Here is a 24,717-nt window from a genome sequence, read left to right on the forward strand (position 1 = left end):
CACAGCACGTTAGTCCGATAGTCGGGGATGCTTACGCCCCAGCGAGGCCGGTTTGTCGTCTCGCCCACGGGAGTTCATCTATGTGATGCCCCCGCGTTGAGAACTCTTCCGAATCGTCACAAATCGACTGCCGTGCTGGAAGTGCCGTCGAACAAGTGTCGCGGAAGTATGGAAGCGCGTGAGCACTCAAGAGTGCCCGCGCGGAGCGCGGAAGGGTGTGCGAGGCGCGCACAGAGGACGTGCGCGAAAAGTCCCCGCCCCTGAAGCGCGCGCCGACCGCACCTCCGCGGACGGACGTGCCGGCCCGCTAACGCGGTAAGGGAACGATCAAGGCGAGCCCAAGAGGCCGCCGCGGCCGAAGGGTTCGGCGCGGACTGAAGAGTTCAGCACAGCCCAAGGGGGCGGAGCCCGGTCGGTATCGACACGGCCCCGCCCCCTGGGTTCTTCGTCGTCGGAGCGCCCCGCTCGCGCGGGCGCTCCTGTCCCCCTCGCCGCCTCAGCGGCCCACCGCCCGCTTCAGGGAGCGCGCCCTCCGGGCGACCCTGCGCACTGTCGCGTTGCGCGGGATGAAGGCGAGTTGGGCCGGTACCGCTCCGGGCAGGGCCAGCGAGGTGAGGCGCTTGCGCTTGAAGTAGCGCCATGTCTCCTGGGTCAGCTGGTGCGTCAGATAGCTTTCGGCCGCCGGGCGCAGGTCCGGATAGATCTTCGGCTGCATCGCGAAGCCCACGGCTCTCAGGAGCTTCGTCAGGTCCGCCACGTCCATGCCGGGGCGCCGCTCGGTGAGCGCCGCGCCGTCCGACAGGTCGGACAGCAGCGCGTCGACGATGGTCACCGGGACCCGGTTGCTGTTCTCGTACGGGGTCAGCCGGTCCAGCAGCGACTCGGTTCCGACGCGGGCGACCGGCAGGCCGTACAGCGCGGAGGCCGTGAGCAGCGCGGTGGAGAAGCAGCCGACGACCAGCGCGGGGCGCATCCGCTGGTAGAGCACCTCGGCGAGGACCGGGGTGTCCATCACGGTCAGGTCCGCGCCCAGCTTCTCGGCCTCCCGCTCCAGGACGCGCGACCAGCGGGCGGGCGCGGTCGGGTGCGGCTTGAACACCACCCGGGTGTGGCCGAGGGTGATCGCGCCCTTCAGCATCCGTACGTGGAGGTCCTCCTCCTCCTCGGCGGTGAGGATGCCGAGCGCGGAGAGGTACTGGCCGAGCAGCAGCGCCGGTTCGTCGACCGACGGCAGTTCGTCACCGGTGTCGACGAGTTCGGCGAGCACCTTCACGAACGCGTCCGTGGACACGATCTCCGGTTCGACGTCGAACTCGGTGAGCAGCAGCGGCTTGAGGCCCGGGACCAGGTCCAGATGGAGCAGCCGGGTGATCCGGGTCCCGACCAGCGGGTCGATCTTGTTGCGGGTGGGGCCGTAGCTCATCAGGCCGTCGGCGTACACGGTGACGGGCGCGCCCATGAAGATCTGGGAGATGCCGAGGGCGGGGTTGACCTGGATCGACTCGACGGCCAGTTCGATGTCGTCGTCGCCGAGGCGCCAGGCCAGCCGCAGGTGCCGCTCCCACAGGGGAACGTCGTCCTGCCGCGGGGCCCAGCCGCCCGGATGGAAGGGGAAGAACGTCTCGTTCCACGAGACGACCTCGTCGAAGCGGCCGCGCAGCCGCTCGAAGCCGGGCATCTCGTCCACGGCGGGCGTGGTCTCGGGCGTCGCGGCGTTGTTGCAGACGAGCAGGATGCGCCGGTCGGCCGGTCCGAAGCTGTCGGTGTCGAGGGCCGCGGCGAGCGTGGCCGTGCCGTACAGCGTGGACGCCATGAAGATCTGGGTGGTCACGCGGCCACCCCCGCGGCGGGCGCGGGCCGTCGGCGGAGCCGGCGCAGCCGGGTGGCGCGCTGGACGTCCATCGAGTCGAGGGCCTCGTCCAGCACGTCCTGCGGCATGCGGCGCAGCGCCACGGCGCTCATGGACTTCAGTTTTCGCGCCACCGCCGGCTCGAACCTTTCGATGGATCCCAGATGATGGGAAATGATCGCGCAATAGGTGCGTACGGCTTTGGGCAGGAGTTTGTCCGCGTCCCGGTCCTCGGCGGTTTCCGCGACGACCTGATCGAACGCGCGAAGGAAATCGAGTTGGCGTATGTCACCGATCTGGGTGAGGGAGGAGGCGACGCCACGCCGGTAGAACACACCCAGCAGACCCACGGTGGCGAAGGATTCGGCCTCCCGGTGGAGTTTCCAGATCCACGGCCGGTCCTCGGCCGTACGCAGGCCGTCGGTGAAATGGAGCAGTCCGCGGTCGACGAGCCGGCGGTGGTAGATGCCCGCCCAGGCGAAGGCGTAGTCGACGGAGGTGGACCGGTCGGCGGGCAGAATGGCGTCGCGGGGATCGAGGACGACCCCGCGGCGGCCGTTCGGCACGCGGTGGACGGAGCGCGCCCGGGCGGTGCACTGGACATGGTCCGTGCGGACGAAGTCGCAGCCCAGGTCCTCGATGGAGGAGAGGAGCTGTTCGTAGTATCCGGGGGCGAGCCAGTCGTCCCCGTCGAGGAACGTGAGGTACTCGCCCCGCGCCTTGTCGATCCCGGTGTTGCGCGCGGTGGCCAGTCCTCCGTTCTTCTCGTGTCTGACATGCACCGCACCCGGGAGCTCGCGCTCCGCGCGCGCGAGGATGTCCGGAGTCCCGTCGCGCGAGCAGTCGTCGACGAGAATGAATTCGAAGTCCTGCCGTGCGTTCGCACGCAGGCTTTTCAGGGTGTCGGGCGCATATTGCTGCACGTTGTAGAACGGCACGATGACGGAGAGCTTGACCACTCCTGTGACGTTAGGGGGCGGCCCGGCATTCGTCTTTACCGTTGGTGAGATGCCAGGTGAACGGCGCGTGGCGGAACTGTGAACCGAGCCGCTTCCTCGGCCGATCCTGGACTGATTCGCCAATCGGCGATGTGCTGTTAACCGTTTGTTGCATTCAGGTTGGGCCGCTCCTCGAAAAGGCTTCCTAGCGTCTAGGACGTGCCAGCAAGTACCACGAAGTCTCTGCGGGTGGCCGTCCTCGCGGATTCCGACACCAGGTGGAAATGGGGTTCGCTCACCGCGAACCGCGTCTCTCCCGGTGGATCGGACATCCGCCTCGACGGGTTCCTCCTGCGCGGCCGTGCCACCCCGACCGCCCGCCAGCTCGAAGAGGTCGGCGTCCGCGCGGACTCCCTCCGCGAGGTCACCGCCGTCGAGTTCCTGCGCGAGCTGGGCAGGGCCGGAGAGGGGGACCACGACTACGACGTGGTCGTCCTCGCCCTGGTCGGCGGTGCCGTCCAGGCGGTGCTGCACGGCCTGGCCCGCGCCTGGGAAGGGCGGTCCGAGCGTCCCCTGGTCGTCACCGGCTACGTCGGTGTCGTCTACGAGAAGCTCGCCGACGGCCTGCTCCTGCGGCACGGCGCGGACCTCGTCCTCGCCAACTCCCGCCAGGACGCGGACCGTTTCCGGGCCGTGTACGAGGGGGTCGGCGCCGACGCCGGATCGGTGACCGAGGTCGCGCTGCCCTTCCTCGGCGGGGCGGCGTACGAGGAGAACGACCCCTGCACGGTCGTCTTCGCCGCGCAGCCCTCCGTACCGGAGAGCCGCAAGGACCGTACGTACCTGCTGGAGCGGCTGGTCCGGCACGCGCGGCTGCACCCGGACCGCGAGGTCCTGCTCAAACTGCGCTCCAAGCCGGGCGAACACACCACGCACATCGAGGAGCTCCCCTACCAGAAGCTGGTGCAGAAGGCGGACCCGCCGGCCAACTTCCGTCTGGTGTACGGGCACATGGGCGAGGTCCTCGACCGCACCGACCTGCTGGTCACGATCAGTTCCACCGCCGCCCTGGAGTCCCTGCACCGCCGTATCCCCACCGTCGTCCTCAGCGACCTCGGGGTGCGCGAGGCGCTCGGCAACCACCACTTCGTGGGATCCGGCTGCCTCGCCTCCTGGGACCAGCTCGACGCGGGGCACCGGCCGGCCCCCGACCCGGGCTGGGTGGCCCGGCAGGGCGTCGCGGCCGAGGGCGACTCGTACGAGAGGGCCTTCGACGCGGCCCGGCTGCGCATCACCGAGCTGCTGGCGGCCCGGAAACTGCCGCCCCTCGCCCCCTACTACACACCCGTCACCGCGCCCGGCTACCTGCCCGGCATCCTCGCCCGCCACCACCTCGGCCCGGACGGCAGCCCGCTGCCCGGCGCCCCCGCGGCGGACCGGGAGCCCGGCCCCGTACGGCAGGTCGTGCGCCGGGCCGCCCGCGGCGCCTACCGCCACGGCGTCCAGCGCGTGGCCCCGGTGATCCGGCGGATGGGCGAACTGTGAGCGCCGCGACCCCGACAGCGGGCGTCGTGCGCCCGGTCGCCTCCCTCGCCCCCCACGCCTTCCTCGCCTCCCTCGTCAAGGAGAACACCGCATGACCAACTCGGAAGCGGGCCAAGCCGCGCCGGTGCGCCGCGTACTCGCGGTGATCCCCGCGCGCGGCGGCTCCAAGGGCGTGCCGGCCAAGAACCTCCTCCCCGTGGGCGGTGTGCCGCTGGTGGCCCGCGCGGTGCGCGAGTGCCGCGCCGCCCGCCTCGTGACGGACGTCGTCGTCTCCACGGACGACCAGGCCATCGCGGCGGCAGCCCGCCAGGCCGGCGCCGAGGTCGTGCTGCGGCCCGCCGCCATCGCCGGGGACACGGCCACGTCCGAGGCCGCCGTCCTGCACGCCATGGACGCGCACGAGGCGCTGCACGGCTCCGCGGTCGACGTGGTGCTGCTCGTCCAGTGCACCAGCCCGTTCATCATCCGTGAGGACGTGGACGGCGTCGTGGACGCGATCGTCGCGAACGGCGCGGACACGGCGCTGACCGTGGCCCCCTTCCACGGCTTCGTGTGGCGTGACGGCGACGACGATCCCGCGGCCTCGGTGGCCGCCGGGACCGGGCGCTCCGCCGCCGACGGCGGCACCGACACCCTGGTCGCGGACATCGCCACCAGCGGCGGGTACGGCATCAACCACGACAAGTCCTTCCGCCCGCGCCGCCAGGACCGTCCCCAGGACCTCCTGGAGACCGGAGCCGTCTACGCCATGGAGGCCGGCGGCTTCCGCGTGGCGAGGCACCGCTTCTTCGGCCGCACCGAACTCGTGCGCACCGACGCGGCCCGCGTGCTGGAGATCGACGACCCGCACGACCTCGCCCGCGCCCGGGCCCTCGCGCCGCTCTTCGACGCGAACCGGCCCGGCACCCTTCCGACCGCCGACGACATCGACGCGGTCGTCCTCGACTTCGACGGCACCCAGACCGACGACAGGGTGCTGATCGACTCCGACGGACGGGAGTTCGTCTCCGTGCACCGCGGGGACGGCCTCGGTATCGCCGCCCTCCGCAGGAGCGGGCTGACGATGCTGATCCTGTCCTCGGAGCAGAACCCGGTCGTCGCCGCCCGGGCCCGGAAGCTCAAGCTCCCGGTCCTGCACGGCATCGACCGGAAAGACCTCGCGCTGAAGCAGTGGTGCGAGGAGCAGGGCATCGCGCCGGAGCGCGTGCTCTACGTCGGCAACGACGTCAACGACCTCCCCTGCTTCGCCCTCGTGGGCTGGCCGGTGGCGGTCGCGAGCGCCCACGACGTCGTGCGCGGCGCCGCACGCGCGGTCACCACCGTCCCCGGCGGCGACGGCGCGATCCGAGAGATCGCCAGCTGGATCCTCGGCCCTTCTCTCGACTCCCTCGACAAGTAAGGAACTTCACCACCATGAGCACCAACTCCCGTCTGCGCAGCTTCGGTTCCAAGACCGCCGGCCCGGGCCACCCCGTCTACGTCGTGGGTGAGATCGGCATCAACCACAACGGCGAGCTCGAGAACGCCTTCAAGCTGATCGCCGCCGCCGCCGAGGCCGGCTGCGACGCGGTCAAGTTCCAGAAGCGCACCCCGGAGATCTGCACGCCGCGCGACCAGTGGGACATCGAGCGCGACACCCCCTGGGGCCGCATGACCTACATCGACTACCGCCACCGCGTGGAGTTCGGCGAGGACGAGTACCGCCAGATCGACGAGTACGCCAAGAGCAAGAACATCGACTGGTTCGCCTCCCCGTGGGACACCGAGGCCGTCGCCTTCCTGGAGAAGTTCGACGTCCCGGCCCACAAGGTCGCCTCCGCCTCGCTGACCGACGACGAGCTGCTCCGCGCCCTGCGCGGCACCGGCCGCACGGTCATCCTCTCCACCGGCATGTCGACGCCGAAGCAGATCCGCCACGCGGTCGAGGTCCTCGGCTCGGACAACATCCTGATGTGCCACGCCACGTCGACGTACCCGTCGGTGGCCGAGGAGCTCAACCTCCGCGTCATCAACACCCTCCAGGCCGAGTTCCCGAACGTTCCGATCGGCTACTCCGGCCACGAGACGGGCCTGCAGACCACGCTCGCCGCGGTCGCCCTCGGCGCCACCTTCGTCGAGCGTCACATCACCCTGGACCGCGCGATGTGGGGCTCCGACCAGGCCGCCTCCGTCGAGCCCCAGGGCCTCACCCGCCTCGTCCGTGACATCCGCACCATCGAGGCCTCCCTCGGCGACGGCGTCAAGAAGGTCTACGAGTCCGAGCTCGGCCCCATGAAGAAGCTGCGTCGCGTCCCGGGCGTCGTCGCCGAGGCCGAGATCGCCGCGGCCGCGGGCGAGCCCGTCTCGGTCTGAACGCCCTGAATTCCTTACGACGGGACGGTCGTACGTCGATGAGCCCCCGCGCCGGTTCCGCCGGCTCCCACACTCTCGCCTTCGTCGAGAGTCCGGTACAGCTCCTGAACGTGCTGGAGTGGGCGCACACCCGAGCCCACAGTGCCGCCGAGGCACCCGGCGCGGGGTTCACCCTCGTCGTCCTCTCCCCCAACGACCCGATGACCCGCGGTCAGCTCCGCCGGATGGCCGAGCTGGCCCGCGACGAGGGCCACACGGTCCGCTGGGAGGAGGCGCGCGGCGGCACCACGGCCCCCTTCCACACGATCGGGGGACTGGCCCCGCTGCTGCGCAGGGCCCGGCGGATCGTGATGGGGGACCCGTTCTCCCGCTACGTGCAGCTGCTGCTGACCATCACCCGGGCACAGGACCTGGTCGTGGTCGACGACGGCACGGCGACCATGGAGTTCGTCGCCCAGCTCGCCCGCGGCGAACGGCTGGTGCGCTGGCACCGGCGCCGTGGCCGTCCCGGCGCACGGGACGTGCTCTTCGCCCCCGTGTCCGCCTCGGCCCGCCGCCGGCTGACGCCCTCCGGCCGCCGCAGCGTCGAGGTCTTCTCCTCGATGCCGATCGAGTCGGCACCGGACGGCGTCCGGATCACCGCCAACGACTTCTCCTGGACCCGGGCCCGCTTCGGCCCGCCCCGCATCACCAAGGGTGCCGACATGGTCGGCACCTCGCTCGTCGAGACGGGCGTGGTCGACCCGGACCGCTACCTGGAGGCGGTCCGCGCGCTCGCCAGGACGCACGGCGCGACCCGCTACTTCGCGCACCGCCGCGAGAGCGTCGACAAACTGCACCGGCTGGCCGTCGAGACGGGCCTGGAAATCGTCCGCCCCGACCTGCCGCTCGAACTGATCGCCCGGCGCGGACCCATAGGCCGCACGATCCTGAGCTTCCCGTCCACGGTCGTGCACACGCTGCCGCTGGCACTGGCGGGCACCGAGGTCCGGGTCGCGGTCTGCGACATCGACCCGAGCTGGCTGACCGAGAACGCCTCGCCCCGGGCACAGGGCTTCCTGTCCGGCGTCACGGGGACGGCCCGCGACGTCCACCGGCTGTCGGCGGTCGCCGCGGCGCCCGCCCTCTGATCCCTGTCGTCGAACCACGAGGAGCCCGGCGCCCGCGGCGCCGGGCTCTCGCGTTCAGTCACCCGCGCCACCTGACGCACCCGAGGCTCCCGGTGCACCCACCGACCCCCTCGATCCACGGAAAGTGACCGCCCGGTCGCGCGGTGGTGACCGATCCGAAACCCGGACGCGGTGATGTGAGACGGTGGAGACCGGATACGGGAATGGGACCGGGCGCGCCGGGCGTTCTCGTGTGCACATCGGCGGGCGATCCCCGGCCGAGTCGGATCACAGCCGGTGACCAGGCCGGATCATGATCCACAGGCCCGAAGAGCCGGGCGAGTCTACCCATCCTCCGGGCCGGTCATGCGCCGCGCGGTCAGATTTTCTTCCCCTAACGGGCTGAACTTTTGTTGATCGTGGGTCAGTTGGCCGCCCGACCGTCCTACCCTTCAAAGGGTGAACCAACTGATGTCCCGAGAGTCCGAGGCCGATCTCCCCGGGGAGCCGTCGCTCCCCGGCGCGCTGCCCGAGGCACTGCGCGCCGAACTCGTGGCGTTCCGCCGTGACTTGCACATGCACCCGGAGCTGGGCAACCAGGAGTTCCGCACCACCGCGGCGATCAAGGCGCGCCTGGAGCGGGCGGGCCTGAAGCCGCGCGTCCTCTCCATCGGGACCGGCCTCATCTGTGACATCGGGGACGCGGACGACGCCCGCCCCATGCTGGCGCTGCGCGCCGACATCGACGCGCTGCCCATCCCGGACACGAAGAGTGACTGCGCGTACCGCTCGACCGTGCCCGACCGCGCCCACGCCTGCGGTCACGACGTCCACACGGCGGTCGTGCTCGGCGCCGGTCTCGTCCTCGCGGACCTGCACGCCCAGGGCCTGCTGCCCCGGCGGGTGCGGCTGATCTTCCAGCCCGCGGAGGAGGTGCTGCCCGGCGGCGCCCCGGACGCGATCGAGTCCGGAGTCCTCGAAGGGGTCGGGCGGATCGTCGGTGTGCACTGCGACCCGAGGGTCGACGCGGGGCGCATCGGACTGCGGCACGGCGCCATCACCTCGGCGTGCGACCGGCTCGAAGTGTCACTCGACGGCGCGGGCGGCCACACCGCGCGCCCTCACCTCACCACCGACCTCGTCACCGCCGCCGCGCGGGTCGTGACCGACGTGCCGGCGCTCGTCGCCCGGCGGGTGGACGCCCGCAGCGGGCTCGCGGTGACCTGGGGACGGATCGAGTCGGGACACGCCTGCAACGTGATCCCGCAGCACGCCGAGCTGTCCGGGACCATCCGCTGCCTGGATCTCGACGCCTGGCGGGCCGCGCCCGACCTCGTCCACGCGGCGATCGACGAGATCGCCAACCTGTACCGGGCCAAGTCCGAGATCAACTACATCCGGGGCGTCCCGCCGGTCGTCAACGACCCGGTCGTCACCGAGCTGCTCCGCGAGGCGATGACCGCCCGGCGCGGCGCGCAGTCCATCGAGGACACCGAGCAGAGCCTCGGCGGCGAGGACTTCTCCTGGTACCTGGAGCACGTGCCCGGCGCGATGGCCCGCCTCGGGGTGCGCCCGCCGGGCGACCGCACCACCCGCGATCTGCACCGGGGCGACTTCGACGCGGACGAGCACGCGATCACGGTCGGCGTCGAGATGTTCACGGCCGCGGCCCTCCTGGACGAGCGCGACTGAGACGGCTTCCCGCACGGGCGCGAGGAGGGCGAGGGCACGGCCGGTGACTCCGGTCGCGCCCCCCGACTCCGGGCAGTAGCGTGGTGCGAAGTCACTCAACAGTCACTCCGTGGAGCAGTACCCACCCGCTCCGTCACACGGACTCCGTCCGGTGGACGAGCCGTGAGGCGGCCGTGGTGGGCGCTGCGTCCCCGGACGCACCTTTCGGTCCCCTGGTTCACAAGGACGTAACCGGCCATCGGCACGAATGGATAACGGCACGGCGGAATCCCGTTCCCTGGACGGTCTACGCGCGTTAAGGTGCGCCGAACTCAGCACCCACTGCGGGGCTTTGGAGAATGGGGAGCTTCAGATGCGTCGGATAGCCAGCCTGACCCGCGTCGCGGTGGGGGTCGCGTCGCTCGCACTCGCCGCCACGGCCTGCGGCAGCACCAGCAGCGACAGCGGCAGCAGCACCAGCAGCGACAGCAGCGGGGCCAAGGGCCTCGCCATCGCGTACGACGTCGGCGGCAAGGGCGACCAGTCCTTCAACGACGCCGCTTTCTCCGGCCTGGAGAAGGCGAAGAAGGAGTTCGGCTACAAGACGGCCGACGTCGAGCCCACCGACAACGAGACGGACGCCGACAAGCAGCAGCGTCTGGAGTCGCTGGCCAAGCAGGGTTACAACCCGGTCATCGGCATCGGCTTCGCCTACGGCCCCGCGCTGGAGAAGGCCGCCGCGAAGTTCCCGAAGACCACCTTCGGCATCGTGGACTCGGTCGTCGAGGGCAAGAACGTGGCCTCCCTGGTCTTCGCCGAGCAGGAGTCCTCGTACCTCGCCGGGGTCGCGGCCGCCAAGGCCACCAAGAGCGACGTCGTCGGCTTCATCGGCGGTGTGGACGTTCCGCTGATCCACAAGTTCGAGGCCGGCTACACGCAGGGCGTCAAGGACACCAAGCCGGGCGTCAAGGTCCTCTCGCAGTACCTGACGCAGACCGCCGCCGAGGGTGGCTTCTCCAGCCCCGACAAGGGCAAGGCCGCCGCCGAGGGCCAGATCGAGAAGAAGGCCGACGTCCTCTACTCCGCCGCCGGCCTCTCCGGCCAGGGTGTCATCGAGGCCGCCTCCAAGGCGGGCGTGTGGGCCATCGGCGTCGACTCCGACCAGTACAAGCAGGAAGCGCTGGCGGCGTACAAGGACAAGATCCTGACCTCCGCGCTCAAGGACGTCGGCGGCGCCGTCTACACGCTGTCCAAGTCGGTCCACGACGGCAAGCCGCTGGCCGGCACGCAGACCTTCGACCTCAAGGTGAACGGTGTCGGCCTCGCCGACAGCAACCCGAAGATGGCCGAGATCGCCGGTCTCACCGCCGCGGTGGACAAGGCCAAGGCCGCCATCATCGACGGCAGCATCAAGGTCAAGACCGAATAGTCGCCGTGAGCGGCGGGTGACCCCGGCGGGCAGGACCCGCCACCACCCGCCACCGTCCGTCGACCCGGCGGACACCTGAACACGGTCGTAGCGACGCGGAACGGGCGGGCACCCCAGGTGCCCGCCCGTTCCGCTGTCCGCGCATCCCCGCCGGCCCGCGCGAGCACCCCGAGCAGGGCCCGCGACCGCCCTTCGAGCACCTGTCCGCCGGCCCCCGTTCCCCGGGTCCGTCCGCGGATCACCCTCCGCCGCACCCCCTTTGCGTTCGGCAAGCCGGGGGTCCCGGCAAGTGGCGTCGGGCACAGGCGGATAACAAGGTGGACAGAAGGGGTTTTCTAGTTGGTCTACGCGCGTTAATCTGCGGCGAAGCCAGCGCCGGAGCTGAACCGTCAGGCGCTTGTCCGATTACAGGAGCACAACACAATGCGCCGGGTTACCCGCATCGCGCTCGCAGGCACTGCGACCGCCTCCCTCGCCCTCGCCCTGTCCGCCTGTGGCGGCACCTCGACCTCGTCCTCGGACTCGAAGGGCGAGACCAAGGGCCTCGCCATCGCGTACGACGTCGGCGGCAAGGGCGACCAGTCCTTCAACGACGCGGCGTACCAGGGGCTGAAGCAGGCCAAGGACGAGTTCAAGTACGACACCGCCGACGTCGAGCCCACCGACGGCGAGACGGACGCGGACAAGACGCAGCGCCTGGTCGCGCTGGCCAAGAAGGGCTACAACCCGGTCATCGGCATCGGCTTCGCCTACGGCCCGGCCGTCAAGGAGGCCGCGGCGAAGTTCCCGAACACCACCTTCGGCATCGTCGACGACTCCTCCGTCGAGGCGAAGAACGTCGCGGACCTGGTCTTCTCCGAGCAGGAGGCCTCCTACCTGGCCGGCGTCACCGCCGCCAAGGCCACCAAGAGCAACGTCGTCGGCTTCGTCGGCGGTGTGGACGTTCCGCTGATCCACAAGTTCGGGGCGGGCTTCGAGCAGGGTGTCAAGGACACCAAGCCGGGCGTCAAGGTCCTCTCGCAGTACCTGACGCAGACCGCCCAGGAGGGTGGCTTCTCCAGCCCCGACAAGGGCAAGGCCGCCGCCGAGGGCCAGATCGAGAAGAAGGCCGACGTCGTCTACGCCGCGGCCGGTCTGTCCGGTCAGGGTGTCATCGAGGCCGCCGCCAAGGCGAAGGTCCTGGCCATCGGCGTCGACTCCGACCAGTACAAGCAGGAGGCGCTGGCGGCGTACAAGGACTCGATCCTGACCTCCGCCACCAAGGATGTCGCCAAGGCGGTCTACTCCCTGGCGAAGTCTGTCGAGGACGGCAAGCCCGAGAGCGGTATCGTTCGGGGCGATCTGAAGTCCGGTGAGGTCGGCCTGGCCGATTCCAACCCGGCCTACAAGAGCAACACCGCGATCCAGGACGCCGTCAAGGCCGCCCAGGAGAAGATCATCAGCGGTGCGATCAAGGTCAAGACCAGCTGACGAGCAGTACCTCAGGAGCTGCCAACGCGGTCCCGGGGAAGTTCGGGTACGCCTTTGTGCCGTCCGGCACGGAAGCGCACCCGTTCCGCCCCGGAGTCGCTTGGTAACCGCGGGGTTACGTCCGCTCAACGGGATACGAGGAGTCTGGCTCCCCGTATCCCGTTGTCGCAGGGCGTGGCCCCTTTCGTTGCCGTAGGGGCGCTACGCGCGTAGACGACCCCCTTTCCCTCAGGAGAGTGCGCCATCAACGCGTCCAGCAGCCCTCCGGCCGGCGCGGTCAACGGTCAGGCGACCGCTGTCGAACTCGCCGGGATCACCAAGCGGTTCCCTGGCGTCGTGGCCAACCACGACATCCACCTCAGCGTCCGCAAGGGCACCGTGCACGCCCTCGTCGGCGAGAACGGCGCCGGCAAGTCGACGCTGATGAAGATTCTCTACGGCATGCAGAAGCCGGACGAGGGCACCATCGCCGTCGACGGCGAACAGGTCGCCTTCTCGTCGCCGGGCGACGCCATCGCCCGCGGCATCGGCATGGTCCACCAGCACTTCATGCTGGCCGACAACCTCACCGTCCTGGAGAACGTCACCCTCGGCAGCGAGAAGCTGTACGGGATCGGCGCCAAGGCCCGCCGCAAGATCGTGGAGATCTCCGAGCGCTACGGCCTCGGGGTCCGCCCCGACGTCCTGGTCGAGGAGCTCGGCGTCGCCGAACGGCAGCGCGTGGAGATCCTCAAGGTCCTCTACCGCGGCGCCCGCATCCTGATCCTGGACGAGCCCACCGCCGTCCTCGTGCCGCAGGAGGTCGACGCGCTCTTCGACAACCTGCGTGAACTCAAGGCCGAGGGCCTGTCGGTCATCTTCATCTCGCACAAGCTGGGCGAGGTCCTCTCGGTCGCCGACGACATCACGGTCATCCGGCGCGGAACGACGGTCGGCACCGCCGTACCGTCCGAGACGACCCCGCGCCAGCTCGCCGAGCTGATGGTCGGCAGCGAACTGCCGACGCCCGAGACCTCCGAGTCGACGGTCACCGAGAAGGCCGTCATCGAGGTCGAGGACCTGACGGTCTTCGCCAAGGGCTCCGTGTCGATGGGCAAGGGCTCCGCGGCCCTGCTCATGGACCAGGTGGAGCGCGGCGCCGTGCGGCTCGTCCTCGACCACGTCTCCTTCACCATCCACGCCGGTGAGGTGATGGGCATCGCCGGTGTCGAGGGCAACGGCCAGACCGAACTCATCGACGCGCTGATCGGCCTCAAGGCCGCGGACTTCGGCACCGTCCGCTTCCTGGGCGACGACATCACCGGCACGTCGACGCGCAAGCGCCGCGAGAGCGGCATCGGCTACATCCCCGAGGACCGCCACCGCCACGGCCTCCTCCTGGAAGCCCCCCTCTGGGAGAACCGCATCCTCGGTCACGTCACCGAGAAGCCCAACGCCAAGGGTGTCTGGATCGACATCAAGGGCGCCCAGCAGGACACCCGCCGCATCGTCGAGGAATACGACGTCCGCACGCCCGGCATCGACGTCACCGCCGCCTCCCTCTCCGGCGGCAACCAGCAGAAGCTGATCGTCGGCCGCGAGATGAGCCACAACCCGAAGTTCCTGATCGCCGCCCACCCCACCCGCGGTGTGGACGTCGGCGCGCAGGCGCAGATCTGGGACCAGATCCGCGCGGCCCGCCGCGAAGGACTCGCCGTCCTGCTGATCTCCGCGGACCTGGACGAGCTGATCGGCCTGTCCGACACGCTCCGGGTGATCTACAACGGCAAGCTGGTCGCGGACGCCGACCCGGCCACCATCACCCCGGAGGAACTCGGCTCGGCCATGACCGGCGCCGCCTCCGGACACCTGGAGAACGAGGAGCTCGCCGAAGCGGCCGAGCCCGAAGGGCCCGCCGAGACCCCGGCGGACGCCCCGGAAGACGCCCCGGAAGACGAGGCCCGCTGATGAAGAAGTTCGACAAGGAGCGCCTGCTCCTCGCGGTGGCCGGACCGGTCATCGCGCTCGTCGTCGCCGTGGCGCTGACCTCGGTCGTGCTGCTCGCCTCGGGCCAGAACCCGTTCGAGCCGTACACGCTGATGTTCCAGCAGGCGACGTACTCCGACATCCAGGTCCTGATCGTCAACCAGGCCTCGCTGTACTACATCGCGGCGCTGGCGGTGGCCATCGGCTTCCGGATGAACCTGTTCAACATCGGTGTGGACGGCCAGTACCAGCTCGCCGCCATGATGGCCGCGGTCGTCGGCGCGCACGTCGCCCTGCCGGCCGTGCTCCAGGTCCCGCTGCTGATGGTGACCGCCATCTGCACCGGCGCGTTCTGGGCCGGCATCGCCGGTGTCCTCAAGGTCACCCGCGGGGTCAGCGAGGTCGTCGCGACGATCATGCTGAACGCGATCGCGACCTCCGTCATCGCCTACCTGTGGCTGCCCGACGTCTTCGGCGTCAAGCTCGGCAACAACAACACCACCGGCGAGATGCACAAGTCCGGCTGGATCCCCGGCTTCAGCATGGGCGACGCGGGCGAGATCTACGGCCTGGTCATCCTCGCCGTGCTCCTCGGCATCGGCTACTGGATCGTCCTCAACCGCACCCGCTTCGGCTTCGACCTGCGCGCCTCCGGCGCCTCCGAGTCCGCCGCCGCGGCCAGCGGTGTCGACCCCAAGCGCATGGTCCTCACCGCGATGCTGCTCTCCGGCGGCATCGCCGGTCTCGCGGGCCTGCCGATCCTGCTCGGCGACACCCACACCTACAGCCTGAACTTCCCGACCGGCATCGGCTTCCTCGGTATCGGTATCGCGCTGCTCGGCCGCAACAGCCCCGTGGGCATCGCCTTCGCCGCCCTGCTGTGGGCCTGGCTGGACAAGGCGTCTCCCGAGCTCGACTACCACGGGTACGACAAGGAGATCGCGGTCATCATGCAGGGCCTGATCGTGATCGCGGTCGTCGTCTCGTACGAGGCGGTGCGCGAGTGGGGTCTGCGACGCCAGCAGCGCCGCGTCGGCGCCGAACTCGCCGCGGGCCACGTCCTCGGCGCCAACAACACCGAGAAGGAGGTGGCTGGACGATGACCACCGCAACCGACGTCAACCAGCCCACGGTCCAGCCCGCGGCTCCCGGCGGCCGCCGGATGTCGCTGCCCGTCCTCCTGCTGGTGATCGCGGGAGCCCTGGCGCTGACCTCGATCGTCCGCATCATCACCGGCGCCGACGGCATCACCAACGTCAGCCAGATGTCGACCGCGCTCGAACTGGCCGTCCCGATCGGCCTGGCCGGTCTCGGCGGTCTGTGGGCCGAGCGCTCGGGCGTCGTCAACATCGGCCTCGAAGGCATGATGATCCTCGGCACCTGGTTCGGCGCCTGGGCCGGCTACCAGTGGGGCCCGTGGACCGGCGTCCTGATCGGCATCATCGGCGGCTGCCTCGGCGGCCTGCTGCACGCGATCATCACGGTCACCTTCAACGTCAACCACATCGTCTCCGGTGTGGCCATCAACATCCTGGCGCTCGGCGCCACCCGCTACCTCTCCCCGCTCGCCTTCGAAGGCGTCCAGGGCGGCTCGGCCAAGCAGTCCCCGCCGGTCGAATCGCTCGGCCAGTTCACGGTGCCAGGGCTCTCCGACTGGCTCACCACCCTGAACTCCAAGGGCTGGTTCTTCGTCTCGGACCTCGCGGGTCTGCTCGGCGGCCTGGTCACCGACGTCTCCTGGCTGACCCTGATCGCCATCGCGCTGATCCCCGGCACCTGGTGGATCCTGTGGCGCACCGCGTTCGGTCTGCGTCTGCGCTCCTGCGGCGAGAACCCGGTCGCGGCCGAGTCGCTCGGTGTGAACGTCTACAAGTACAAGTACATGGCCGTGATCATCTCCGGCGGTCTGGCCGGTCTCGGCGGAGTCTTCCTCTCCATCGTCGCCAACCCCTTCTACCTGGAGGGCCAGACCGCGGGCCGCGGCTACATCGGTCTCGCGGCGATGATCTTCGGTAACTGGATGCCCGGCGGGCTCGCCCTGGGCGCGGTCCTGTTCGGCTACACCGACAGCCTCAACCTGCGCGGCGGCTCGGAGAACGTCCACGCCCTGCTGCTGCTCGGCGCCATCCTGCTCGTCATCGGCGCGATCTGGCTCGCGGTCAAGAAGAAGTACGTGTCCGCCGCCATCACCCTGGTCATCGGCGCCCTCGTCTTCCTCTGGTACGCCACGACCAACGAGGTGCCCAACCAGATCGTCTCCGCCACGCCGTACGTCATCACCCTGCTCGTCCTCTCCCTGTCGGCACAGCGCCTGCGCATGCCGAAGGCGGACGGCCTGCCGTACCGGAAGGGACAGGGCAAGTGACCCGCGCCGGCGCGGACTCCGCGAACGTCGACTGGGAAGCGCTGCGGGAGGAGGCCCGTACGGCGATGTCCCGTGCCTACGCCCCCTACTCGGGCTATCCGGTCGGCGCAGCCGCCCGCGTCGACGACGGCCGGACCGTCTCCGGCTGCAACGTCGAGAACGCCTCCTACGGCCTCTCGCTGTGCGCCGAGTGCGGTCTCGTCTCCGAGCTCCACACCACCGGCGGCGGCCGGCTGACGCACTTCACCTGCGTCGACGGACAGGGCGAGATCCTCGTCCCGTGCGGCCGCTGCCGGCAGCTCCTGTTCGAGTTCGGCGGCGCCGAACTGCTCCTGGAGACCCCGGCCGGAGTCCTGCCGCTCTCCGAGATGCTTCCGCAGGCCTTCGGTCCGGGGCATCTCACCAAGTAACGCCGTGCGGCCCCTCCCCGATCGACCGATCCTGGGGTGGGGCCGCTCATCTTTCGGAAGGAACGTCATGGCCATGGACGCCGTCTCCGTCATCCGCACCAAGCGGGACCGCGCCGAACTCAGCGATCCACAGATCGACTGGGTCATCGACGCGTACACCCGTGGCGAGGTCGCCGACTACCAGATGGCCGCCCTCAACATGGCGATCCTGCTCAACGGCATGAACCGCCGTGAGATCGCCCGCTGGACGGCGGCGATGATCGCCTCGGGCGAGCGGATGGAGTTCTCGTCCCTGTCCCGCCCGACCGCCGACAAGCACTCCACGGGCGGCGTCGGCGACAAGATCACCCTCCCGCTGGCCCCGCTCGTCGCCGCCTGCGGTGCCGCGGTCCCGCAGCTCTCCGGGCGCGGCCTCGGCCACACCGGCGGCACCCTGGACAAGCTGGAGTCGATCCCCGGCTGGCGCGCGCTGCTGTCCAACGAGGAGATGCTGAACGTCCTCGACACCACCGGCGCGGTCATCTGCGCGGCCGGCGACGGTCTCGCCCCGGCCGACAAGAAGCTCTACGCGCTCCGCGACGTCACCGGCACGGTCGAGGCGATCCCGCTCATCGCCTCCTCCATCATGTCCAAGAAGATCGCCGAGGGCACCGGCTCGCTGGTCCTGGACGTGAAGGTCGGCACCGGCGCGTTCATGAAGACCATCGAGGACGCCCGCGAACTGGCCTCCACGATGGTGGGCCTCGGCACCGACCACGGGGTGCGGACGGTCGCGCTCCTCACCGACATGTCCACGCCGCTCGGCCTGACCGCGGGCAACGCCCTCGAGGTCCGCGAGTCGGTCGAGGTCCTCGCCGGCGGCGGCCCCGCCGACGTCGTCGAGCTCACGATCGCCCTGGCGCGCGAGATGCTCGACGCGGCCGGCATCAAGGACGCCGACCCGGCGAAGGCGCTCGCCGACGGCTCCGCGATGGACGTGTGGCGCCGCATGATCGCCGCCCAGGGCGGTGACCCGGACGCCGCGCTGCCCGTCGCCCAGGAGCAGCACGTCGTCGTCGCCCCGGCCTCCGGCGTGCTGACCCGTCTCGACGCGTACGACATCGGCATCGCGGCCTGGCGCCTCGGCGCCGGACGCGCCCGCAAGGAGGACCCGGTGCAGGCCGGCGCGGGCGTCGAGCTGCACGCCAAGCCGGGCGACACGGTGACGGCGGGCCAGCCCCTGCTGACCCTGCACACGGACACCCCGGACCGCTTCGCGTACGCGCTCCAGGGGGTCGAGGGCTCCTACGACATCGCGCCCGCGGGCACGGACTTCAAGGCCACCCCGATCGTGCTGGACCGTATCGCCTGACCTGCGGTTCTCCCACTCGGACGAACGGGACCGGCGGACCATCGCCGGTCCCGTTCGGCATGCCGCCGTGCCGCCGCCGGAGGACCGGGTGGGGGTGGCGGGGCGCGGCGCGGGCTTCCCCGGCCGTCCCCGGACCGCGTCACCCGAGGACCGTCGCCACCACGACGAGCACCGGCACCGAGGCCGCCGTCGACAGCAGGATCGAGTCCCGGGCCAGGCGTTCGCCCACGCCGTAGCCGGAGGCGTAGGTGAAGAGGTTCTGGGCGGCGGGGAGGGCGGAGGTCACCACCACGTCGAGCAGTTGCGCTCCGTGCAGGCCGAAGACGCCCGAGGCCAGGGCCCAGGCCGCGGCCGGCTGGCCCACCGACTTCAGCGCGACCGACAGGAACACCGGGTACCGGTCGGGCCCCCGGCCCGGCATCGTGCTGCCGCAGAGGGAGATGCCGAAGGCGAGCAGGACCGCCGGGACCGACATGTTGCCGATCAGGACGAGCGGGTCCATGACCGGGCCGGGGACGCGCAGGCCGGTCGCCGAGACGGTGACCCCGGTGAGCGAGCCGACCGCTATCGGATTGCGCAGCGGCGTGAACAGCCGGCGCCACACCGAGCCCTTCGCGCCCTCGCCCGACAGGTCCAGGATCGTCAGCGCCACGGGAGTGACGCCGATCAGCTGGAACAGCAGCACCGGTGCCACCAGCGAGGCGTCCCCCAGCACGTACACGGCGATCGGGATGCCCAGGTTGCCGGAGTTGACGTAACTGGAGCACAGCGCGCCGATCGTCGTCCGGCCCACGCCCCAGCGCCGTACGACACCCGCCGCGACGAAGACACCGGCCACCGCGGCCGTGCTCATCGCCGTGACCAGGAGCCGGCTGGAGAAGACCACCGACAGGTCGGCCCGCGCGAGCATGGTGAACAGCAGGGCCGGGGACGCCACGTGGAAGGCCAGCTTGGTCAGCACCTCGCGACCGTGCTCCCCGAGATGACCGCCCCGGCCGAGGAGGTAGCCGACGCCGATGACGACGGCGATGACCGCGAAGCCGCTCAGCACCCCTTGCACGGGACCTCCCCGGTGGGGAGAGGGCCGTCGGGTATCGCGGGCGGAACCGATTCAGGGGGCACGCACCCAACCCAACGGGCAGGAGCGGCCGCAGGTCAATGTGATCCTTCGCCGGGTGCCGGGTGCCGGGTGCCGGGTGCCGGGTGCCGGGTGCCGGGTGCCGGGTGCCGGGTGCCGAGTGCCGAGTGCCGAGTGCCGAGTGCCGAGTGCCGGGGCCGCGCGGCGGCGGCCGGACGGACCCTGGCTGCCCGACCCTCGGAGGCCGGATCGCCGGCCTCCGGACGGCGGGCACGTCGGAGCCGCGGGCGCGACGGAGCGGCCCGCGATGAGTTCCGTGTCTCCGGGCGGTCTACTGACTGTGGATTCCGCGACACCCGCCGTACTCGTGCTGCCAGGACTCGTCACCCGGGACGAGGTGCCCGGGCTCTGCGACGACGTCCGCGCACTTCTCGCGGCGGCCGGGGGCGGAGTCGTGGTCTGCGATGTCGCCGGCCTCGGACCGCTCGGCCTCACCGCCGTCGACGTGCTGGCGAGGCTGGAGCTGGCGGCCCGCAGAGCCGGGGGCCGGATACGCCTGCACGACCCGGACCCGGCGCTCTTGGCCCTACTCGACCTGGTCGGCCTCCGCTTCGAGACCTCCGCCGGCGCCCGCCCCGCGGCCCCCGTGGACCCCGGAGGCCGCGAGCTCGTCGGCCGCCTCGGATCCGTCGAGACGGAGAGGGAGCCCGAAGAGCGGGAACCAGCGGGCCGTGTCCAGGAAGCAGTGGAACCCGGTGATGCGGCCCTTTGAGATCTCCAGGGCCTGCACCGCCCACGGGACGTAGCCGCCCGCCTCCTCGTCCGGCTTGTAGTGGGCGAAGCCCGGCAGGCCGTTGACCTCGACCGGGACCAGCCGCGATCCGGCGCAGCCGGCGCCCAGCGTCGTCATGAAGCCGGTGATGTCGTCCGTACCCCGCAGCCACAGGTCGAACGGCGGCATCGTCATGATCGCGTCCTCGTGGAGGAGCGCCGTCAGAGCCGTCATGTCGTACCCCTCGAACGCCGCCACATAGCGCTCCAGGAGCTTCTGCTGCTCCTCGTCGAGCGGGTCCGAGGTGGCGGCGTCCGCGCCCGCCCCGTCGTTCTCGGCGAGGGTGGCGCGGGCCCGCTGGAGCGCGCTGTTGACCGACGCGACCGTGGTGCCGAGCAGCTCGGCGACCTCGCTCGCCCGCCACGCGAGGACCTCGCGCAGGATGAGCACCGCGCGCTGCTTGGGCGGCAGCTGCTGGAGGGCCGCCATGAAGGCGAGCCGCACCGACTCCTTGGCGACCGCCGCCTCCGCCGGGTCGGCGGGCGTGGGCAGCACGCGGGCGTCGGGCACCGGCTCCAGCCAGGTGGTGTCCGGGCGGGGGGTGAGCGCGGCCCGGGCGAGCGGTGAGGGAGCTGAGAGATCCATCGGACGAGCCCTCCGGTTGCCCGCGTTGAGCATGTCCAGGCATACGTTCGTCGCGATGCGGTACAGCCAGGACCGCATCGAGGAGCGGCCCTCGAACTTGTCGTAACTGCGCCAGGCGCGGACCATCGTGTCCTGCACCGCGTCCTCGGCCTCGAAGGACGAGCCGAGCATCCGGTAGCAGTACCCGGTCAGTTCGACCCGGTGCTTCTCCAGCCGGACGTCCAGGTCCGATGTCGTCGCCGTACCGTCGCTCATAGCCGACCCACCCCTGTGGCTCTTCCGTTTCGCGCGTCGTTGCGCCAGCACTTCGGAAGCTACCGCAGCCCACTGACAATGGCGTGCGGAGCTGGGAAAGGAGCAGGTCGAAGGGGGTGTGTCGGAGAGAGTCCCCGGTCTCAGCGGGCCGGCGCGGGGGAGCGGCGGGAGGCGGTGCGGGCCGCGTGCGAACCGAACAGGGTGATGCAGACGACCCCCAGCACCGCGAACAGCCCCATGGCCACCGTGCCCGCCCAGCCGCCCGCGTGGAAGGCGACCGCGCCGAGGGTGCTGCCCGCGCTGGAACCGATGTAGTACGCGGACTGGTAGAGCGCCGACGCCTGCGCCCGGCCCGTCCGGGCGGTGTGGCTCACCGACGACGACGCCACCGCGTGTCCGGCGAAGAAGCCCGCCGTGATCAGCACCAGTCCGAGCAGGACCGGCACGAGGGAGTCGCCGAGGGTGAGGAGCAGACCGGCGGTCGTGGTGCCGCCCGCCAGATAGAGGGAGCCGCGGCGGCCGAGGCGCCCGGCCAGTCGGCCGGCCGTCGACGCCGACACCGTACCGACCAGATAGACCAGGAAGATCGAGCCGACGATGCCCTGGGGAAGGGAGAACGGCGCCTCGCCGAGGCGGTACCCGATGACCGTGTAGACCCCGCCGAACACCATCATGAACAGCGCGCCGATCGCGTACAGCCGGCAGAGCAGAGGGTTCGCGAGATGGTCGCGCACCGTGCGGGCCAGCACCCGGGGCCGCAGCGAACCCCGCGTGAAGTGCCGGGGGGCCGGGAGCAGCAGCCGGAAGGCGACCGCGCAGACCACCGCGAGCACCCCGATGGTGCCGACGGCCACCCTCCAGCCCCACTCCTGCGCCACCCAGCCGGTGATGACCCGGCCGCTCATGCCGCCGACGCTGTTGCCCGCGACGAACAGACCGATCGCGGTGATCAGCGCCTTGGGCCGGACCTCCTCCGCCAGGTACGCCGTCGCCGACGCCGGAAGCCCCGCCAGGGCCGCGCCCTGCACCGCGCGCAGCGCCACCAGCGCGCCGATCGAGGGCGCGAAGGGGACCAGGAGTCCGACGGCGACCGCCACCGCCAGGGACGCCGTCATCAACGTGCGCCGTCCGAAGCGCTCCGACAGCGCGCTCATCGGGAGGACGAACAGCGCCAGTCCGCCCGTCGCGGCCGACACCGTCCAGCTCGCCTCGCTCGCACTCGCCCCGAAGTCCGCGGAGACCAGCGGGAGCAGGGCCTGGGTGGAGTAGAGGAGCGCGAAGGTCGCGACGCCCGCGAGGAAGAGCGCGAAGCTCATCCGGCGGTAACCGGGCCCCCCGGGGGCCATGCGGGAGTCGGCGACAGGGGGGAGGGCGGGGGTGGGAGCGGTGACGGTGACGGGAGCGGAGACGGCGGCGCCCGCGGTGACGGGCGCCCCGGTACTGGCGGAAGGCATACGTCGAACCTAAGGACCCGTCGTTCATCCGTCCAATGCATGGATTCGCCATAATCGTTCCCATGGTGCATCAGCAGAGGTCACAGGCTCACCTGTCACCGTTCAGTGACACTGAAGACGGCGCGCACTTCGCGAGACTGCTCGCCCCGCGCCTGGCGTACTTCGCCGGTGTCGCCCGGACCGAGCACGTCACCCGGGCCGCGGAGCAGATGGGCGTCCCGCAGTCGACCCTGTCCAGGGCCATGGTCCGGCTCGAACAGGATCTGGGGGTCGACCTGTTCGCCCGCCACGGCCGGACGGTGTCGCTGACCCCGGCCGGCCGTACCTTCCTCGCTTCCGTGGAACGCGCCCTCGCCGAGGTCGAGCGCGCCGCCGACGAGGTGCGCGCGGACGCCGACCCGGCCACCGGCAAGGTCGCCTTCGGCTTCCTGCACACCATGGGCTCGGAGACGGTGCCGGGGCTGATCCGCGCCTTCCGCGCCGACCACCCGAGGGTCCGCTTCAGCCTCGTGCAGAACTACGGCGAGGCGATGCTGGAGGGGCTGCGCTCGGGCGAGTTGGACCTGTGCCTGACCTCCCCGGTGCCGGACGCGCCCGATCTGGTGGGCCACCGGCTCGACGAGCAGAAGCTCCGCCTGGTCGTGCCGGCCGACCACCCGCTCGCCGCCCGCAAGAGGGTCCGCCTCGCCGAGGCCGCCGACGAGACCTTCGTGACCCTGGAACCCGGCTACGGGATGCGCCGCATCACCGACGACCTGTGCCAGGAGGCGGGGTTCCGGCCCCGCATCGCCTTCGAGGGGGAGGAGGCGGAGACCCTCCGGGGACTCGTCGCCGCCGGGCTCGGTGTCGCCCTGCTGCCGCCACCGGCCGTCGCCCGTCCCGGAGTCGTCGAACTCACGGTCACCTCCCCGCGCGCCGTCCGCGAGATCGGCGTCGCCTGGCTGGACGGCCACCCGGACACCCCGCCGGTGGCCGCCTTCAAGAAGTTCCTGCTGTCCCGGCGCGGCCACCTGCTGCCCGACTGACCCGTCACCCGGTCACGCCCGGCGACCCAAAACGGTCGCCGCCCGTCGTGCCGTCCGCGGGCCGTCGCCGAGAGCGGCTCGCGAGCCCGCCGCGGGGCTGTCGGCAGGGGAACCCGATCACCGCGGACCGGTCGGCCGGAGCCGTCCCGCGGCGGCCCGGCGGACCCCGGCGGTCCACCTCGGCGGAGCCGCCTTCCGCTAGCGCCGCAGCGACTGCCCGAAGCCCGCCGCCAGGGGCATCCGCAGGCCCAGGGGCGGCGGCGCGGCGAAGGCGTCCTCGACCGGACGGGAGAACGCGTGCCCGAACAGCGCGCCCAGGACGAAGTCCTGCGCCAGGGCCAGGACTTCGTGCCGGTGCTGGTACAGCGCGTGCCCGTCCGAGTGGACCTCGAAGCGGCAGATGCCGCGGTTGGCCTTCTTCGCGCGCGCCGCGAGCCGGAAGGACAACTCCGGGTCGGTGCGCTCGTCGTTGGTGCCGTGCACGATCAGCACCCGCCGTCCGGCCAGTTGTTTCACCGGTTCGGGCGACGCGGCGACATCCTCCTCGGGCAGCCACGGTGCCAGCGCGAGCACGGAGTTGACCGCCGGGTGCCCGCCCGTGCGCAGTGCCGCCCGGCCTCCCATGTCGATGCCGGCCAGGCACACCGGGACGTCGCCGTAGCGGCGGACCACCTCGTCCGCGGCCCACGACGCGTCGGCCGCGAGATCCGCCTGGCTGCCGTTCCAGCCGCGGACCCGGTAGTGCACCACGTGGGCGACCAGGCCCTCGGGGCGTCCCGCGCGGGCCAGACGGCGTCCCAACGCGCGTACGGAGGCGGCCGCCATCATGGGGGAGGGTCTGCGGGCGGAGGTCTCGTCGCCGGCCGGCAGCAGCAGGACGACTCCGCTGACCGCTGTCGGTTCGGGACCGATCGCCCTCCCCAGCCGGGCGCTGTGAACCGGCGTCGCTTGCTGTGCCATGACAGAACAGTGTCAGAAGCGATGGTGTACGCCACCGGTCCGCACGGTCACCGTTATGTATCGACGGATTCCCG

19 protein-coding genes and 1 pseudogene are annotated in these 24,717 nt (G+C 71.1%); 14 read left to right on the plus strand and 6 right to left on the minus strand.

Features of this window, described 5'->3' with window-relative positions; genetic code table 11:
- Nucleotides 1-496: 496 nt before the first annotated feature.
- Together ACFYW7_RS34940 and ACFYW7_RS34945 are read right to left on the minus strand one after the other, a co-directional pair.
- Nucleotides 497-1,831 carry a polysialyltransferase family glycosyltransferase gene (locus ACFYW7_RS34940; RefSeq protein WP_389509930.1) on the minus strand — a complete coding sequence of 445 codons (1,335 nt, stop codon included), beginning with the start codon at nt 1,829-1,831 and terminating at the stop codon, nt 497-499.
- A complete protein-coding gene (locus ACFYW7_RS34945; RefSeq protein ID WP_389509932.1) occupies nt 1,828-2,808 on the minus strand; it encodes a glycosyltransferase family 2 protein in 981 nt (326 codons plus the stop codon). The genes ACFYW7_RS34940 and ACFYW7_RS34945 overlap by 4 nt, the downstream gene beginning before the upstream one ends.
- 198 nt (nt 2,809-3,006) lie before the next feature.
- Here ACFYW7_RS34945 and ACFYW7_RS34950 point away from each other — a divergent pair, with 198 nt between their 5' ends.
- The 12 genes from ACFYW7_RS34950 to ACFYW7_RS35005 all read left to right on the plus strand — a co-directional run bounded on the left by ACFYW7_RS34950 (nt 3,007) and on the right by ACFYW7_RS35005 (nt 18,454).
- Nucleotides 3,007-4,332, plus strand: coding sequence for a DUF6716 putative glycosyltransferase (locus tag ACFYW7_RS34950; RefSeq protein ID WP_389509934.1), 1,326 nt, complete (start codon nt 3,007-3,009; stop codon nt 4,330-4,332).
- A 91-nt stretch (nt 4,333-4,423) separates the two neighbouring features.
- A complete protein-coding gene (locus tag ACFYW7_RS34955; RefSeq protein ID WP_389509937.1) occupies nt 4,424-5,731 on the plus strand; it encodes a cytidylyltransferase domain-containing protein in 1,308 nt (435 codons plus the stop codon).
- A gap of 14 nt (nt 5,732-5,745) precedes the next feature.
- Nucleotides 5,746-6,684, plus strand: coding sequence for an N-acetylneuraminate synthase family protein (locus tag ACFYW7_RS34960; RefSeq protein WP_389509939.1), 939 nt, complete (start codon nt 5,746-5,748; stop codon nt 6,682-6,684).
- Nucleotides 6,685-6,722: 38 nt separating this feature from the next.
- Nucleotides 6,723-7,814 (plus strand): hypothetical protein, encoded by a 1,092-nt coding sequence (locus ACFYW7_RS34965; protein ID WP_389509941.1) that lies wholly within the window; start codon nt 6,723-6,725, stop codon nt 7,812-7,814.
- A gap of 450 nt (nt 7,815-8,264) precedes the next feature.
- Complete coding sequence (locus tag ACFYW7_RS34970) at nt 8,265-9,485, plus strand: amidohydrolase (protein WP_389510010.1); 1,221 nt, start codon at nt 8,265-8,267, stop codon at nt 9,483-9,485.
- A gap of 352 nt (nt 9,486-9,837) precedes the next feature.
- A complete protein-coding gene (locus ACFYW7_RS34975) occupies nt 9,838-10,893 on the plus strand; it encodes a BMP family protein (protein WP_389509943.1) in 1,056 nt (351 codons plus the stop codon).
- Nucleotides 10,894-11,316: 423 nt separating this feature from the next.
- A complete protein-coding gene (locus tag ACFYW7_RS34980; RefSeq protein WP_389509946.1) occupies nt 11,317-12,363 on the plus strand; it encodes a BMP family protein in 1,047 nt (348 codons plus the stop codon).
- Between the two features lie 243 nt (nt 12,364-12,606).
- A complete protein-coding gene (locus tag ACFYW7_RS34985) occupies nt 12,607-14,310 on the plus strand; it encodes an ABC transporter ATP-binding protein (RefSeq protein WP_389510012.1) in 1,704 nt (567 codons plus the stop codon).
- Entirely contained in the window at nt 14,310-15,431 is a 1,122-nt protein-coding gene (locus tag ACFYW7_RS34990) for an ABC transporter permease (protein WP_389509948.1), read from the plus strand. Before ACFYW7_RS34985 ends, ACFYW7_RS34990 begins: the two co-directional genes overlap by 1 nt.
- Nucleotides 15,428-16,693 (plus strand): ABC transporter permease, encoded by a 1,266-nt coding sequence (locus tag ACFYW7_RS34995; RefSeq protein ID WP_389509950.1) that lies wholly within the window; start codon nt 15,428-15,430, stop codon nt 16,691-16,693. Before ACFYW7_RS34990 ends, ACFYW7_RS34995 begins: the two co-directional genes overlap by 4 nt.
- Nucleotides 16,690-17,103, plus strand: a complete 414-nt coding sequence (locus tag ACFYW7_RS35000; RefSeq protein ID WP_389509952.1) for a cytidine deaminase — start codon at nt 16,690-16,692, stop codon at nt 17,101-17,103. Before ACFYW7_RS34995 ends, ACFYW7_RS35000 begins: the two co-directional genes overlap by 4 nt.
- A 67-nt stretch (nt 17,104-17,170) precedes the next feature.
- The gene (locus tag ACFYW7_RS35005) at nt 17,171-18,454 is read left to right on the plus strand and encodes a thymidine phosphorylase (protein ID WP_389509954.1); all 1,284 of its coding nucleotides are present in this window, start codon (nt 17,171-17,173) and stop codon (nt 18,452-18,454) included.
- 139 nt (nt 18,455-18,593) lie between these two features.
- On the opposite strand, the gene ACFYW7_RS35010 is transcribed toward ACFYW7_RS35005, so the two are convergent.
- The gene (locus tag ACFYW7_RS35010; RefSeq protein ID WP_389509956.1) at nt 18,594-19,514 is read right to left on the minus strand and encodes an AEC family transporter; all 921 of its coding nucleotides are present in this window, start codon (nt 19,512-19,514) and stop codon (nt 18,594-18,596) included.
- A 325-nt stretch (nt 19,515-19,839) separates the two neighbouring features.
- Here ACFYW7_RS35010 and ACFYW7_RS35015 point away from each other — a divergent pair.
- Nucleotides 19,840-20,079 (plus strand): annotated as a pseudogene (locus ACFYW7_RS35015) (STAS domain-containing protein); the annotation flags it as partial.
- Between the two features lie 39 nt (nt 20,080-20,118).
- Here the strand turns inward: ACFYW7_RS35015 and ACFYW7_RS35020 are convergent.
- Both ACFYW7_RS35020 and ACFYW7_RS35025 read right to left on the minus strand, forming a co-directional pair.
- A complete protein-coding gene (locus tag ACFYW7_RS35020) occupies nt 20,119-21,204 on the minus strand; it encodes a sigma-70 family RNA polymerase sigma factor (protein WP_389509958.1) in 1,086 nt (361 codons plus the stop codon).
- A gap of 140 nt (nt 21,205-21,344) precedes the next feature.
- Nucleotides 21,345-22,658: an MFS transporter gene (locus tag ACFYW7_RS35025; RefSeq protein WP_389509960.1), complete on the minus strand. Its 1,314-nt coding sequence runs from the start codon at nt 22,656-22,658 to the stop codon at nt 21,345-21,347.
- Between the two features lie 62 nt (nt 22,659-22,720).
- On the opposite strand from ACFYW7_RS35025, the gene ACFYW7_RS35030 reads away from it, so the two are divergent.
- The gene (locus ACFYW7_RS35030; protein WP_389509963.1) at nt 22,721-23,683 is read left to right on the plus strand and encodes a LysR family transcriptional regulator; all 963 of its coding nucleotides are present in this window, start codon (nt 22,721-22,723) and stop codon (nt 23,681-23,683) included.
- A gap of 198 nt (nt 23,684-23,881) precedes the next feature.
- Here ACFYW7_RS35030 and ACFYW7_RS35035 read toward each other — a convergent pair whose 3' ends face one another.
- Nucleotides 23,882-24,643 (minus strand): alpha/beta hydrolase, encoded by a 762-nt coding sequence (locus ACFYW7_RS35035; RefSeq protein WP_389509965.1) that lies wholly within the window; start codon nt 24,641-24,643, stop codon nt 23,882-23,884.
- Nucleotides 24,644-24,717: the final 74 nt, after the last annotated feature.

This window comes from Streptomyces sp. NPDC002580, assembly GCF_042889485.1.
GTDB lineage: Bacteria > Actinomycetota > Actinomycetes > Streptomycetales > Streptomycetaceae > Streptomyces.